Source organism: Stenotrophomonas sp. I18B00994 (assembly GCF_014145825.1).
GTDB classification, from domain to species: Bacteria; Pseudomonadota; Gammaproteobacteria; order Xanthomonadales; family Xanthomonadaceae; genus Stenotrophomonas; species Stenotrophomonas maltophilia.
On the sequence record NZ_JACIUW010000005.1, the window covers coordinates 74664 to 90075 of the forward strand.

Annotated in this window: 10 protein-coding genes; 2 read left to right on the plus strand and 8 right to left on the minus strand. The window is 66.6% G+C overall.

The features are described from left to right. Window position 1: 1 nt before the first annotated feature. The 7 genes from H4O10_RS07100 to H4O10_RS07130 all read right to left on the minus strand — a co-directional run bounded on the left by H4O10_RS07100 (window position 2) and on the right by H4O10_RS07130 (window position 10003). The gene (locus tag H4O10_RS07100; protein WP_005409495.1) at window positions 2-1141 is read right to left on the minus strand and encodes a two-component system response regulator; all 1140 of its coding nucleotides are present in this window, start codon (window positions 1139-1141) and stop codon (window positions 2-4) included. A gap of 205 nt (window positions 1142-1346) precedes the next feature. Further along, a complete protein-coding gene (gene lysS / locus H4O10_RS07105) occupies window positions 1347-2858 on the minus strand; it encodes a lysine--tRNA ligase (RefSeq protein WP_005409494.1) in 1512 nt (503 codons plus the stop codon). Between the two features lie 217 nt (window positions 2859-3075). After that, complete coding sequence (locus tag H4O10_RS07110; protein WP_076739005.1) at window positions 3076-4716, minus strand: acetolactate synthase large subunit; 1641 nt, start codon at window positions 4714-4716, stop codon at window positions 3076-3078. A gap of 63 nt (window positions 4717-4779) precedes the next feature. After that, entirely contained in the window at window positions 4780-6165 is a 1386-nt protein-coding gene (locus H4O10_RS07115) for an NAD-dependent succinate-semialdehyde dehydrogenase (RefSeq protein ID WP_076739004.1), read from the minus strand. A 710-nt stretch (window positions 6166-6875) separates the two neighbouring features. After that, a complete protein-coding gene (locus tag H4O10_RS07120; RefSeq protein ID WP_005409491.1) occupies window positions 6876-7658 on the minus strand; it encodes a helix-turn-helix transcriptional regulator in 783 nt (260 codons plus the stop codon). A gap of 154 nt (window positions 7659-7812) precedes the next feature. Continuing rightward, window positions 7813-8938, minus strand: a protein-coding gene (gene prfB, locus H4O10_RS07125) for a peptide chain release factor 2 (RefSeq protein ID WP_014037064.1) whose coding sequence is annotated in 2 segments (ribosomal slippage) — window positions 7813-8862 and window positions 8864-8938 — 1125 coding nt in all. Because the reading frame shifts where the segments join, the coding sequence is not laid out codon by codon here. 144 nt (window positions 8939-9082) lie between these two features. After that, entirely contained in the window at window positions 9083-10003 is a 921-nt protein-coding gene (locus tag H4O10_RS07130; RefSeq protein ID WP_032966701.1) for a LytTR family DNA-binding domain-containing protein, read from the minus strand. 175 nt (window positions 10004-10178) lie between these two features. Between H4O10_RS07130 and H4O10_RS07135 the strand changes: the two genes are divergently transcribed. Further along, window positions 10179-11381, plus strand: a complete 1203-nt coding sequence (locus tag H4O10_RS07135; protein ID WP_049475981.1) for an acyltransferase family protein — start codon at window positions 10179-10181, stop codon at window positions 11379-11381. A gap of 9 nt (window positions 11382-11390) precedes the next feature. Then, a complete protein-coding gene (locus H4O10_RS07140; RefSeq protein ID WP_049460697.1) occupies window positions 11391-12377 on the plus strand; it encodes a phosphatase PAP2 family protein in 987 nt (328 codons plus the stop codon). Window positions 12378-12438: 61 nt separating this feature from the next. Here H4O10_RS07140 and H4O10_RS07145 read toward each other — a convergent pair whose 3' ends face one another. After that, entirely contained in the window at window positions 12439-15351 is a 2913-nt protein-coding gene (locus H4O10_RS07145) for a VIT domain-containing protein (protein WP_099562501.1), read from the minus strand. Window positions 15352-15412 lie beyond the last annotated feature (61 nt).

Here is a 15412-nt window from a genome sequence, read left to right on the forward strand (position 1 = left end):
GTCACCCACCCGGTCGCGTCGATGCCGTCGAGTGCTGGGCGCAGATATCCATCAACTGCTGGTGGCCGCGCATCAGCGCATCCACGCAACGCGGATCGAACAGTCGCCCACGCTGGGCGTACAGATAAGCCAGAGTGGCTTCCATGGTCCATGCTTCCTTGTACGGACGGGGCGAGATCAGCGCATCGAAGACGTCGGCGACAGCAACGATCCGCGCTTCCAGCGGGATCGCTTCGCCGACCAGGCCGTCGGGATAGCCGCTGCCGTCATAGCGCTCGTGATGGCGCAGCGCGATGAGCGCGCCCACCTGGATGAAACGGTTCTGGCTGCCACTGAGCAGCTCGTGGCCGATGCGTGGGTGCCGGCGCATGATCGCCAGCTCCTCGTCATTGAGCTTGCCCTGCTTGAGCAGCACCGCGTCGGGAATGGCGATCTTGCCCATGTCATGCAGCGGTGCCGCCATCTCGATCAGGCGCACGTCGTCTTCGGGCAGGCCAAGCTGCTCGGCGATCAGCCCCGCAACGCGCGCCATGCGTTCGAGATAGGCACTGGTGCCGGCATCACGGAACTCGATCGCCCGCGCCAATCGCGACAGGGTCTCGCGTTCGCGTTCCTCGACCTCGTGCATGCTGGCCAGCAGGCGCTGCTCCAGCGACAACGCCCGCTGCTTCACGTTCTCGGTCTGCTGGCGCAGCTGCAGCAGGTTGTAGCAGCGCGCGCGCAGTTCGCGCGGGCGGATCGGCTTGACCAGGAAGTCGATGACCCCCGCTTCCAGCGCCGCCTGGCGGATCGGCTCGTCGCCGACCACGGTGATCAGGATCACCGGGATATCGCGGTGCTTGGGCAGGCGCCGGAATCGACGGGCGAACTCCAGCCCGTCCATCTCCGGCATGCGGTAATCGAGCAGCAGCAGGTCGACCGGGTGCGCCTCGCACCAGGCCAATGCGGTCAGCGGATCACCGAAGTCATACACGCTCAGTTCCGGCGCGATGTCTTCGATGACGTGACGCAGCATCGTCCGCGCGGACGTCTGGTCGTCAACAATGACGATGTTCAACGCGTACTCCGCCTGGTTTCTCGACCATGCTGGATCATCAGCAGGCGAGGATACCCTGCTGCTGCGAACGCTCGCACCCTGCATCGGCCCGACTCCCGTGTCATGCGTCCCGGTTCATGATCGTCATCACATTGTGAAGCGGACTCTCCACAATGCGCACTCCCCCTGGCGCCGATCAAGCCATAACAGACGTCAAGGTAGTGCATTAACGATACGCCGAGCGCGGGAGGCGTCAATCGCGCCGTCTCATTTCGGGACGGCGCGCACAAACGGGAGTCAAAAAGACGACTTACTGCTCCGGACGCATGTACGGGAACAGCAGCACGTCACGGATCGAGCTGCTGCCGGTCAGAAGCATCACCAGGCGATCAACGCCGATGCCGAGGCCGCCGGTCGGGGCCATGCCGTACTCCAGCGCACGGATGTAGTCGGCGTCGTAATGCATCGCCTCGTCGTCGCCGCCTTCCTTCGCGGCCACCTGGGCCTGGAAACGCTGGGCCTGGTCTTCCGGGTCGTTCAGTTCGGAGAAGCCGTTGGCCAGCTCCTTGCCGTTGACGAACAGCTCGAAGCGATCCGTGTAGCCCGGGTCGTTGTCATTGGCACGGGCCAGCGGCGAGACCTCGACCGGATGGTCGGTGATGAAGGTCGGCTGGATCAGGGTGTGCTCGACCGTGGCCTCGAAGATCTCCAGCAACAGCTTGCCCCAGCCGTAGGACGGCTTGACGCGGATGTTCAAGCGCTCGCAATGGCGCAGCAGCGCATCGCGGTCAGTGCAATCAGCGGCCGAGATTTCCGGGTTGTGGTGGCGCACTGCCTCATCCATGCGCCAGCGGCGGAACGCCGGGCCCAGGTCGATCTTCGCGCCGTCCCATTCCACTTCGGTGCCACCGTTCACGGCCTTGGCCACATCACGGATCACACCCTCGGTCAGGTCCATGATTTCGTTGTACGTGGCATAGGCCTCGTACAGTTCCATCATGGTGAATTCCGGATTGTGGCGGGTGCTGACGCCTTCATTGCGGAAGTTGCGGTTGATCTCGTACACACGCTCCAGGCCACCCACGGTCAGGCGCTTGAGGTACAGCTCCGGCGCCACGCGCAGGTACAGGTCCAGGTCCAGCGCGTTGTGATGGGTGGTGAACGGCTTGGCCGCCGCGCCGCCGGGGATGTAATGCATCATCGGCGTCTCGACTTCCAGGAAGTCGCGGTTGTCCAGCCACGCGCGCATGGCGCGGATGATCTTCGAGCGCTTGATGAACACTGCGCGCGATTCCGGGGTCACGATCAGATCGACGTAACGCTGGCGGTAGCGCTGCTCGACGTCGGCCAGGCCGTGCCACTTGTCCGGCAGCGGGCGCAGCGACTTGGTCAGCAGGCGGATCGACTCGGCCTTGACCGACAGTTCGCCGGTCTTGGTACGGGTCAGGCCGCCTTCGACGGCGATGATGTCGCCCACGTCCCAGCCCTTGAAGGCCGTGTAGGCATCGCCCAGCACCGCGCCCTGCAGGAACAGCTGGATGCGGCCGGACTCGTCCTGGATCTGCGCGAAGCTGGCCTTGCCCATGATGCGCTTGGCCATCAGGCGGCCGGCCATCTTCACCTGGCGGCCGTTGCCTTCCAGCGCCTCGGCGGTCCAGGTCTCGGCATCGGCGAATTCTTCCTGCAGGCGGCCGGCGAAGTCCTCGCGACGGAAGTCGTTCGGGTACGCGATGCCCTGCCCACGCAGCGTTTTGAGTTTCTCGCGGCGCTCGGCGATCAACTTGTTTTCGTCAACGGGGGGGGTATCGGTAGCTTCGCTCATGGATCTGCGGGAATCGTGTAGTGAGGGGGGATGTTGCACCCGGCACAGCCGGTTGCCCAGCATACCAAAACCGCCCTGCCCCGGCCTTGGGCCGGGCCCGCCCAGATGGCCGCCAACCTTGGTTGGCGGTCCGTGTGTCGACCAAGGTCGACACCTACCGGATTCCGGGGAACGACGCCCCGGTAGTCGCCAACCTTGGTTGGCGCTCGTCCCGGCGTCAACCGTTCCCAGGGAACGCCTGCCGCAGCTCGTCCACCAGCACCCGCTGGTTCTCCGAATAGTCCACCGGCACCGACACCAGGTGCACCCCGCCCTCGTTGAAGGCCGCCTCCAGCGTCGGGATGAACTGCTCGATGGCGGGCACCTCGTGGCCCTTGCAGCCGTAGGCTTCCGCGTACTTCACGAAATCCGGGTTGCTGAAGGTCATGCCGTAGTCGGTGAAGCCATCTACCGCCTGCTTCCAGCGGATCATGCCGTAGGCGCCGTCGTTGAGGATCAGCACCACCAGGTTCAGGCCCAGCCGACGCGCGGTCTCCAGCTCCTGGCTGTTCATCATGAACCCGCCATCGCCGCACACCGCCAGCACCCGCCGCTGCGGGTACAGGATCGAAGCCATGATCGCCGACGGCAGGCCCGCGCCCATGGTCGCCAACGCATTGTCCAGCAGCAGCGTATTGGCCACCTGGGTGCGGTAATTGCGCGCGAACCAGATCTTGTACATGCCGTTGTCCAGCGCCACGATGCCGTCCGGCGGCATCACCTGGCGCACGTCGTGCACCAGCCGCTGAGGCGTGAATCCAGCCTCCTCGGCTCGGTCAGCCAGATGTTCCAGAATGGTCGCGCGCAGCGGCAGCAGCGCGTCAGCGTTCGGCACCGCGCCTTCGATACGATCGGCCAACTGGGTCAGCGAACGACCGATGTCACCGATCACTTCCACCTGGGGGAAGTACACCTGCTCCACGGCCGCCTGCGAGTAGCCGATATGGATCACGGTCGGCCCACCCGGGCGCATCACGAACGGCGGCTTCTCGGTGACCTCGTGGCCGATGGTCACGATCACGTCGGCCTGGTCGATCGCCATGTGCACGTAATCGCGCTCGGTCAGCGCCGCGGTGCCCATGTACAGGCCCGAACCACCGGCCACCGCGCCCTTGCCCATCTGCGTGGTGAAGAACGGAATGCCGGCGCGCAACACGAACGCCGACAGCGCTTCGCTGGACTGCGGCCGCGACGCCGCCGAGGCGATCATCAGCAGGGGGCGCTTGGCGTTGCGGATGATCTCCGCCGCCCGATCCAGCGCCTCCGGACTGGCAATGGGACGATCCACCGCGTGCGGCGGAATCAGCGCCACGCCCTCGACCTCATCGGCGGCGATATCTTCGGGCAGCTCCAGCAGCACCGGGCCCGGGCGCTCTTCCTGGGCGACACGGAACGCCTCGCGGACGATGGTCGGGATGGTGCGCGCCGAGACGATCTGACGCGCCAGCTTGGTCAGCGGCTTCATCGTGCTGACGATGTCGACGATCTGGAAGCGCGCCTGCTTGCTGGCGACGATGCCCTTCTGCCCGGTGATCATGATGACCGGCCATGCGCCAAGCAGCGCATACGCGGCGCCGGTGGTGAAATTCAGCGCGCCGGGGCCGAGCGTGGCCAGGCACACGCCCGGCTTGCCGGTCAGGCGGCCATAGGTGGCCGCCATGAACACCGCCGCCTGCTCGTGGCGGGTGATGACCAGCTCGATGCTGGAATGACGCAGCGACTCGACCACGTCGAGATTTTCTTCGCCGGGAATGCCGAAAATGCGCTCGACGCCTTCGTTCTCAAGTGCGGCGACAAGCAGATCTGAACCCTTGGACATTGGAATGCCGTCCTTTTCGCTGGACTGATGGTGGATCGTTGCAGGGAGGATGGAAGCTGCGCGTCAACGCTTGTCGAACCACACCGTCTGCGCGTTGACGAATTCGCGGATGCCGAAGTGCGAGAGCTCACGGCCGAAGCCGCTCTTCTTCACGCCGCCGATCGGCACGCGCGGATCGGACGCAGAGAAGCCGTTGACGAATACACCGCCGGTCTGCAGCCGGCGCGCCAGCTGCATCGCACGGGCGCGGTCGCCACTCCACAGGTTGCCGCTGAGGCCGAACTCGCTCTGGTTGGCCAGTTCCACCGCATGGTCGGCGTCGCGGGCGCGGCTGATCGAGGCCACCGGCCCGAACGTTTCGGTGTCGAAGGCCTGCATGCCCGGCTCAACCCCGGCCAGCACGGTGGGTGCATAGAACGCACCCGGACGATCCAGCTGGTGCCCGCCGACCAGCAGCTGCGCACCGGCGTCGACCGAAGCGCGTACCTGCGCGTCGAGCTGCTCCAGCAGATCCTGGCGCGCCATCGGGCCGATGCGGTTTGCCGGGTCACGGCCGTCGCCAATGGTCAGTGCCTGCACCTTCCGGCAGAACTGCGCCACGAAACGATCGTAGACCGCGTCTTCGACGATGATGCGCTTGCCGGCGATGCAGACCTGCCCGGTGTTCTGGAAGCGCGAGGCCACCGCCGCATCGACGGCCGCATCAAGATCGGCATCGGCCAGGACGATGAACGGATCGGAACCGCCCAGTTCCAGCACCACCTTCTTCAGCGCCTGCCCGGCCTGGGCAGCAATGCTGCGGCCGGCGGCCACACTTCCGGTCAGGGTCACCGCCGCGATGCGGTCATCGGCGATCGCGCGGCTGGTGCCCTCGCGGCTGATGTTGGCCGCGATGAAGGTGCCCTCCGGCAAGCCGGCATCGCGCCATGCGGCGTCGAGCAGCTGCGCGGTACCGACGATGTTCTCGGCCGGCTTCAGCAGGAAGCCGTTGCCGCCCATCAGGATCGGCACCGCCGCGCGCATCACCTGCCAGTACGGGAAGTTCCACGGCATGATGCCCAGCACCACGCCCAGCGGCAGGTAGGACACGTAAGCCTTGTCGTCGGGCACCTGGGTCGGTTCGTCGCGCAGGAACTGCGCACCGTTGTCGGCGTACCAGTCGCACAGCACAGCACACTTCTCGATTTCGGCCAGCGCTTCGGCCTGGACCTTGCCCATTTCGGCGGTAGCCAGCGCGGCCAGCTTTTCACGGTCACGGCGTAGTACCGCGGCCATCGCACGCAGTACGTCTGCGCGCTGTTCGAGGTTCTTGACGCTCCAGGCCGCAAAGCCGACCTGGCCGCGATCCAGGATTGTTTCCAGCTCGGCGTCGGTGGCGAAGGGATGGCTGGCGATCTGCTGGCCGGTGGCCGGATCGCGGGAAATGGCGGTGGTGGGGGCAGCGGACATGCAGGGCTCCTGTTGTCTCGACAACGGGCGGTGGCCCGTCTCCTGCACAGGAATGTGGACCCGAATGGCGGAGGCAACAAGGCGTCTGCTTATCCTGTGACCTGCACTTACCTGCCTGAATGGGGTTTTCGGCAGGGCTGCGCCCTGCACCCGCTACGATCCAGAGCAACAGCAACAGCAACAGCAACAGCAGAAGCTGGTTTCCTGAGGGATGGCGGGGTGGGTCCGGTTGCGGGAGACGCCGTAAACCCTTCCATGGGGGCTTGGCCGCGGCATCCATGCCGCGGACACTCCCGCAACCGGACCCATCCCGCCTTCGACAGAGTTCTGCGATCTGTCGGGACGGCGCTCTGCGTCGCTGTTGGTGGGTGTCGACCTTGGTCGACACAGTAGATCCACGCCATGCGTGGATGACTCATTCGATATCTGAGAGAAAAATCGTGTCGACCAAGGTCGACACCTACCAACAGCCGCGCGGAACAAAGCCGCAGTTGCCAACAACCGCGCGAAATCTGTCTGAGGTGGGGTGGTGTGGGTTGGCAGGACCGTTGGCGCCATGGATGGCGCCATCGAGCCCCCATGGACGGGTTTACGGCGTGTCCTGTCAACCCACACCACCCCGCCATCCCTCGGATAGTCCGCTGTTGCTGTTGCCGTTGCTGTCGCTTCGGCCTCTGCGGGTGCAGGGCGCAGCCCTGCCGAACACCCCCCTACTTCCGCGGCAGGTAGGTCACCAGGGAAAGGTCATGCCGGCTCTCCGGCACCAGCGCCACGTACTGCAGGTCCAGCAACCCGCGCGTAGGGTGGTTCAGCTTCTTCGCCCCTTCATCGAACCGGCGCACATCGTGCTCCGGCCACCACTGGCGGAACTCCTCGCTGTGCGCCGAGATGTCCTCGACCAGCGCCAGGAACGGCGCCTTGTCTGGCGCCTGCGCCATCGCCGCGCGGAAGCCTGCCAGCAGGCCGCGGGTCATTTCTTCCCAATTGAGGATCAGCGTGCGGTACGGCGGGTACAGGAACATCAGCCGCAGCGTATTGCGCTCGTGCGGCGCCAGCTGGCTGTAGTCCACGAACAGATCGGCGATGGCCGGGTTCCAGGCCAGGATGTCGAAGCGGGTGTTGCGCACGTACGCCGGGATCGGCTGCATCGCCTCCACCAGCTGGCGCAGGCCGTCGGTCACACTCTCGTCCGGTGATTCCAGCGGCACGCCGTAGCCGGACAGCGCGAAGGCATAGGCGCGTTCGTCGTCGCTCATGCGCAGCACCTGTGCCAGGCGCTCAAGCACTTCGGGAGAGGCGCGCACTTCACGACCCTGCTCGATCCAGGTGTACCAGCTCACGCTGACCCCGATCGCCAGCGCCACTTCCTCGCGCTTCAGGCCCGGGGTGCGCCGCCGCCCGGCCGGCAGGCCGAGCGTGGCGGGGTCGACACGGGCGCGGCACGCCTTGAGGAAGCCGCCGAGTTCCTTGCGTTCACTTTCGCTGCGCATCATCGCTACCGCCGTACCCGTTGTAGCGTCGAGCCATGCTCGACGCATCTGCTACTGCGCCAACAGCAGCCGAGCATGGGCTCGGCTCTACCGGAAGCGTGATCAGCCACCCTCGGCGTTGCGCACGAGGGTGACGACATCCGCGCAGGCGCGCCGATCAGGCATCGACGCGCTTGGAGCCCACGGCCAGGCCGGCCTTCAGGCTGGCCTCGACGAACTCGTCCAGATCGCCGTCCAGCACCTTCTGCGTATCCGAACGTTCGATGCCGGTACGCAGGTCCTTGATGCGGCTCTGGTCGAGCACGTAATTGCGGATCTGGCTGCCCCAGCCGATGTCGGACTTGGTCGCTTCCACGGCGTCCTTTTCGGCGTTGCGCTTCTGGATCTCCAGCTCGTACAGCTTGGCGGCCAGCATCTTCATCGCGTTGTCGCGGTTCTGGTGCTGGCTGCGGCCGGTCTGGCAGGCCACGACGATGTTGGTCGGGATGTGGGTGATGCGCACCGCCGACTCGGTCTTGTTGACGTGCTGGCCACCGGCACCCGACGAACGGTACACGTCGGTACGCAGGTCGGCCGGATTGATGGTGATGTCGATGTTGTCATCGATTTCCGGCGACACGAACACCGAGGTGAAGCTGGTGTGGCGGCGGTTGTCCGAGTCGAACGGCGACTTGCGCACCAGGCGGTGCACACCGGTCTCGGTCTTCAGCCAGCCATAGGCATAGTCGCCTTCCACGCGCAGCGTGGCCGACTTGATGCCAGCAACGTCGCCGCCGGAGACTTCCATCAGCTCGGTCTTCCACCCACGCGATTCACACCAGCGCAGGTACATGCGCAGCAGGATCTCGGCCCAGTCCTGGGCTTCGGTACCACCGGCACCGGCCTGGATGTCGACGAACGCGGCCGCATTGTCCATCTCGCCGGAGAACATGCGCTGGAACTCCAGCTTCTCCACGTGCGCCTGGTGCTTGTCGAGGTCGGCGACCACCGCCAGTGCGGTGTCCTCGTCCTGCTCGGACTCGGCCAGCTCGAGCAGTTCGGTGGCGTCGTTCAGGCCATCCAGCACCGAGGCGATGCCGCCCACGGTCTTTTCCAGGCTGGAACGTTCGCGGCCCAGGTTCTGGGCGTACTCGGCGTTGTTCCAGACGTCGGGGCTTTCCAGCTCCCGCGTTACTTCTTCAAGACGCTCTTTCTTGGCGTCGTAGTCAAAGATACCCCCGAAGCGACAGCACGCGATCGGTCAGATCGGTGATGCGCTGGCGGACAGGATTCAGTTCGATCATGTCGGCGGTTATGCATTCAAAAGATGACTGCCAATGATACCGCAGGCCGGGGGCGCCCGGAATGAGGGACCAGGCCTGCCGCTGGGAGCCAACCACTGGTAGACCCGCCTCTGTAGAGTCGACTGTCAGTCGACTGCTTTTCATTCAGGTTGCGGTGGAGCCCGCGCTGCGCGCGATAGTCGACCAACAGTCGACTCTACCCGCGCCCGCGCCGCCCAGCGCCTGCCGCAGGACCGGCAGCTGGCGCCGGCTGCAGGGCACTTTGGCTCCATCGGCCATGTGCAGCAGGGCCTCGCCGCCATCCAGCGGCTCGATCGAGCGCAACTGGCCGCGATTGATCAGCCAGCTGCGGTGCGGGCGCAGGAACTCGCCCGGGTCCAGCCGCTGCTCCAGCACCGCCATGGTGATGCGCAGCGGGTAGTCGTGGCCGCGTACCCGCAAGTTCACGTAGTTCCCCGCCGCCTGGGCGTACTCCACGTCTGCCGTGGCCACCAGGAACTCCTTGCCCAGCTTGCGCACCAGGAAGTGCTGGGGGCGCTCGACCGGTTCCACCGGCGGGCCGACGTCGGGCTCGGCCAGCAGGCGCGCCTCGCCCTGCCTGCGCCGGCCGAACCAGCTGGCGAAGTGCTCCAGCGCGACGAAAATCGCGAACGTGCGCACATCCTTCAGGTATTCATACGCAAAACGCTCCAACCAGCCGGCATCATCCTGGTAGCGGTAGCCCAGCGACGCGTAGGCCAGGTGCCGCAGCAGCATCATCCCCACCACATGCAGCAACGACCAGCCGACGCTGGCCAGCAGATACAGCGGCAACCGCCGCTTCCAGGTATCGGCATGCAGCGGCCAGCGCTCACAGCTCCACCACAGCAACGGCAGGGTCAACAGGATCAGGCCGAGGCTGCTGAACTCCCAGATCAAGGGTTCCCACAAGCCGAGATCAGCGCCGCGGCGACTGGCATCCATAACATCGACCAACGCGTTGGCCACCGCCGAGGCCGACAGGATTGCCGCCCATACCAGCAGTCGGGTTGAAATGCGCCAGCGCGGTGGTCGGCCCTGGGTCATTGCTGCATCCATGTCGTTGCGGTGCTCCAGCCTGCCTCAAGGGACCAAGGGTAGCGGCTCCATTGGTCCCACCACCCCCGCCATTGGTCACTGCGTCGGTTCCAGCGGCCCCTTGCCGGTCGCCGCACGGACCGGACGGCGTCACCTTGGCTCGACTCTCCGGCACACCACCACCATGACCCGACGCTACGACATCGACGCCCTGCGCGTGTTCGCCTTCGCCCTGCTGATCCTCTACCACACCGCCATGGCCTACGTGGACGACTGGGGCTTTCACCTCAAGAGCGTGCATACCGCCGAATGGCTGCAGTGGCCGATGCTGTTCGTCAACCGCTGGCGGATGTCGCTGCTGTTCCTGATCTCGGGTATCGCCATCGCGCTGATGCGGCCGGAAGGCAGGTTGCTGCGCTTCGCCGGCCTGCGCACCTGGCGGCTGCTGCTGCCGCTGCTGTTCGGCATGTTCGTGATCGTGCCGATCCAACCCTACTGCGAAGGCGTAGCCAACGGCCACGTGGCACCCGGCTTCGGCCACTTCCTGCTGCGCTATTGGCAGGTGCGGCCGTGGCCGGAAGGGAGCTTTGCCGGTTGGCAGTACGGCATCACCTGGAACCATCTGTGGTACCTGGCGTATCTCTGGAACTACACGCTGGCCCTGGCCCTTTTGATGCCGTTGCTGGGAACGGCGGTGGTGCGCCGCGCGGTGGCGTTCTGCGCAGCATCGCCGATGCTGCTGATCGGCCTTCCGTCCGCCCTGCTGCTGGCCTGGGTGATCTGGCTGGAGCCGATCTACCCGTCCACCAATGCCCTGCTCAGCGACTGGTACCAGCACGCGAAGTACGCAACCGTATTCCTGGCCGGCTACCTGCTGGGTCGTGAGCCGGTGTTCTGGCAGCGCGTGGTCGCCCTGCGCCGCACCACGCTGTGGCTGGCGCTTGCTGCCGTTGGCTGGTATCTGGGGTTGCGCATCCTCGGCCAGGTGCTGCCCGCCGACTCACCGCTGCGGCAATGGCCCGAACCGTTCTGGGACCTGCAGGGCCGGGCCAGCCAGTCGCTGTACGTCTGGACCGCGCTGCTGAGCATCCTCGGCTGGGGCAAAGTCTTCCTCGACCGCCCGTTCCGCTGGCTGCCGTACTGCACCGAGGCGATCTATCCCTGGTACATGCTGCACCAGAGCCTGATCATCGCCCTGCTGTTCTGGCTCAAGCCGTTGCAACTGGGTCCTTGGCTGGAGCCGTCGCTACTGCTGGGCGGCACCGTCGGCGGCTGCATGCTGATCCACGAACTGCTGATCCGACGCTCCCGCTGGCTGCGGCCCCTGTTCGGCCTGAAGGCCGATCCGCTATCGTCACCGGCGGTACGCGCCGCCACGGCGCGATGAGGACAACGGATGTTCCAGACCCACTGGCACCTGTGGCTGCAGCAGACCTTCGACGGCGGCTGGATGCTGGCGCTGATGCAGTTCATCAGCCTGCTCGGCTACGAAATGGCCTACACCGCGCTGATCCTGCTCTGCGCGTTCGGCGCACGATTGCGCGCCGGCCTGTGCGTGATGCTGGCGGTACTGATGATGGCCTGCGCCACCCACGCGATCAAGCAGGGTGCCGCCCTGCCCCGCCCATCGGACGTGGATGCACGCGTGCTGGACAAAGGGGTGCCGTCGCATCCGTTCGTGGTCGATGGCGGAGGGCACACGTTCTGGTCCCTGCCTGATTCCCGGGCCACCGCGATGCTGCGCGCGCAGCCCGATGCCGACTATGGCTTCAACAGTGGCCACGTCGGCGTAGCCACCGCCGCCGGCGTGGGCCTGCTGCTGGCGTTCGGCATCCGCCGCCGCTGGCTGCGCTGGGCATTGGCGTTCGGTTGGCCACTGCTGATGGCGGTGTCACGGATGTACCTGGGCCGGCATTTCCTGGCCGACGTGCTGGCCGGCTGGCTGGTCGGCATCGGTGTTGCGTTGCTGGCGTGGCAGTTGATGCCAGGCATGCGCTCAAACCAGCGTTGGCAGCTGCCGGTCCTGCCGGGGCTGGGCGTGCTGATGGCCTGGGCGGCGGTAACCACCCGCTTCGTTCCGGTGGGTGAAGCCGGTCGACTGCTCGCACTGGGCCTGCTGGTGGCGTGGCTGCAATGGCGTGGCTGGCCGAAGGACCCGCAGGGTATCGTGCAGCGGATATTGCGCGTGTTGGGCGTGGTGCTGATCTACCTGCTGGCGCGGCCGTTGATCGACTGGCTTGCCGGAACTGCGGCGCTGCCGGAGGTACCGGCGACCGAGCTGCTGTGGCAGACCGTGGGCACGCTGTTGATCCTCGGCGGCGGCGTGGCGCTGACGCGGTGGATTCCGCGCCAGCGCCTTCCAGCAGTCGAAGACGTGCGGTAGATCCACGCCATGCGCGGACAGGCCCTTCCCCGGCTGTGCAGCCGCCGGGCATGGCCCGGCACTACCGCACCTCGAATTCGCCCACCAGCACGGTTTCGGCGCGATCCTTCAACCGCATCGTGACCATCTGGTCCTTTTGCTTCGACGTGCCCCAGTGGGTGGTCAGGCGCAGCATCAGCGTCGTCGCCCCGGTCACCAGCTGCTGGCGGCTGCCGAAGTAGTTCGCCTCCACCTTGTACTTGCCCGGCTTGGCATTGCGTAGCGAGAACTGCTCGGGACCATAGCCGCCGGTGAAGTCCTGCGACATCTGCCCGCCCTGGTAGGTCAGGCGGTTGCCGTAGTAGGCGCGCTCGCCGTTCGGGTCGGTCACCCACAGGTCCATGTCGCTGTTGTCGGCGTCCCACGACAGCACCACGCGCAGGTCCAGTGGCATTGCCTGCAGCAGGCGCGGGTCGATGCTGGTGGTATCCAGCCGGGGCGTGCTGCGGGCCACCAGGTTGGTCAGTTCATCCAATGCGATCAGGGCGATGCCATCGAAGCGGCTGTCCCACGGCCGCACCACCACCTGGTACAGCGGCGCCAGCGCCTGCTGCGGCTTGCCGGCCGCTGCCAGTGCCAGGCCCAAGTCGCGGAAGCTCTGCGGCTCTTCCTGGCCCATCGCCAGCACCTGCTCGAACACCGGCACCGCCAGTGCGGGGGCATCAGCCTGCATCAGCCGGTAACCGAGCACGCGCAGCAGGTGCCGGTTGTCCAGGTCCATCTCGGCCAGGTTCGACAGCACACGCAGTGCCAGGTCGCGCTGACCCTGCTCCAGCAGCAGGTCGGCTACGTCGAGGAAGAACGCGCTGCTGTCGGCATGCGCATCGCGCTCGGCCAGGTAGCGGTCATACAGTTGCGACGCCGGGCCCTGGCGCAGGCGCCGGGCGATGGCCGAATCCGACTGCCAGGCCGCCAGCTGGATACCGAGCTCGCCCTCGTTGGCGGCAGCGGGCGCAGCGACACGACCACCAGTGACCGTGATTGAATCCAGGGCCTTGTTCGATGCAGGCGCCGAGCGACGTGCACGCGCGCTGCTGGCTTCCATGCGCTGCTCGGCGGCGGCGGCCAGCGGTGCCGGGGCGGGCGGTGCCGCAGGGGCCGGCGCGGCGAGCATTGCCACCGGCGCCGATTCCATCGCGTAGTCCGCCGAGGCCACTTCCAGCGCCCCGCCCTTCGCCTGCGGCGGCACACCCTTCGGCCAGCTGCGGCTCCACCACTGCTGGCGCTCCTTCCAGCGTGCCGCCACTTCATCCATGCGCTCGCGATCAGCAGCGGCGCGATCTCTTACCTGCACTGCAAACCTGGCGTCGTACCCGGCGCGCAGCGTGCCCGAAGGGCGGATCGCATAGCGCAGGTAGTCCTCCAACGTCTCCAGCACGATCAGCGAGGTGTCCGGGCCGACCAGGCCAAACTGCTGCGACAGCCGCTGCATCGCCTCGCGGTTGCCACGGCGGTCGGCGGCCAGCTGCTGCAGGCGCGCCTGCGCCCACAAGCCCGCCAGCAGTTCTCCGTCGTTGCTCTTCTGCGTGGCGGGCAGCGCCTGCCATTCGCCGCCACCCACGCGCACCCGCATCGGCACACTGTCGGCCGCCAGTCGTGCATGCAGCCACAACCAGCCCTGGGCTTCACTGCGACGATCGATCACCACGTCCTGCACGCCGCGCCCTGCATCGACCTGCACATCCAGCGGCGACGACAGCAGCTCGCGCGCCGCCGCATCAACATCCTCGCCCAGCGCAACGAAGCGGCCGCCACGCGCTTCGGTCCAACCACGCAGTCGCACGGCATCGGTGCGCGCACCGGCGCTGCTGACCGCAAACAGGCGTTGATCCGGCGCCATCGCCGGCAGCTGTTCCGGCCCGTAGGTCAACAGCCCATCGCTGACCAGCAGGTACTCCTTCACGCCCGGCTGCGACTGCCACTGCGCCAGCGCGCTGGCACCGTCCGGGCGCACCGCCTGCAGTGCTGCGCGCAGCTCGTTCCAGTTACCGGCGCGGATGCGGAAGCGACGCACCGGTTCAGCGCGATCACGCAGCACGGTCAAGGCCACGGTGCCGTCACCCAGCGCTGCGAAATAGCGATCCAGCAGGGCGAACTCACGCGTGCGATCGCGCTGCCCCGCCGAACCGGAGCCGTCCCAAAGCAGGCCGATCTCGCTGGGCAACGTGCGGGGTGTACTGCTGGCCGCCACCGGCAGCTGTGCCAACAGGTAGTGCCCATCCTGCCAGGGCGCCACCTGCACCTGTGCGTGGCGGGCTGCCGGCAGGTTCCACTGGAGTTGCTTCGGCAGCTGCGCACCCTTGCCCTGCCACTGCAGCTGGCCCGCGCTGATGCGGAATGGCGCAGTACCTGCGGTGGCCGCGTCGGGAGCATGCACCTTCAGTTCAACCGAGGCTGCACCGGCGGCGAACTGCAGCGGCAGCGTCCACTGCCAGCTTTGGCCGGCGAAGGCCAGCGGTTCGCGGATCACCAGCTGCACACGCCGACTGCCACCGGCCGGCAGCGGGTAGACGCGCAGGCGGAACTGGTTGCCGGCGGTCTGTTCCAGCAGGCCCGGATCGACACCACGGCGGGCGATTTCCTCGAACACCTGGCGGCCGCGGTCCTTGGCCACCGGCACCGCGTCACGCATCTCGCCGTTGATATCCAGCGCGAAGCCGGTGATCTGCTGGCCATCAGCCAGCGGGAACTGCAGCTCACCCTCCAGCACACGACGGTTCGGGTTGTGGAATTCCAAGGTGATCCGGGTCTGGGCAACGCCGGCCTGGACCTCGCCTTCGATGCGGGCGTGTCGCAGTTGGACCGCCTGCTCGGCAGCCGGGGCAATCAGCAACGGCGTGCTGGCCTGCGGCCGGGAGATCGGCGGCGACTGCGCGCCAGCGGGCCAGGCCGCAAGGGCCAGCAACAACACAGTGCAGCAACGGGCGAAGACCATGACAGGACTCCAGTGGGATCGTGGATCGTTGAACGCACCAGCAACCGTAACGGGGTTGGCG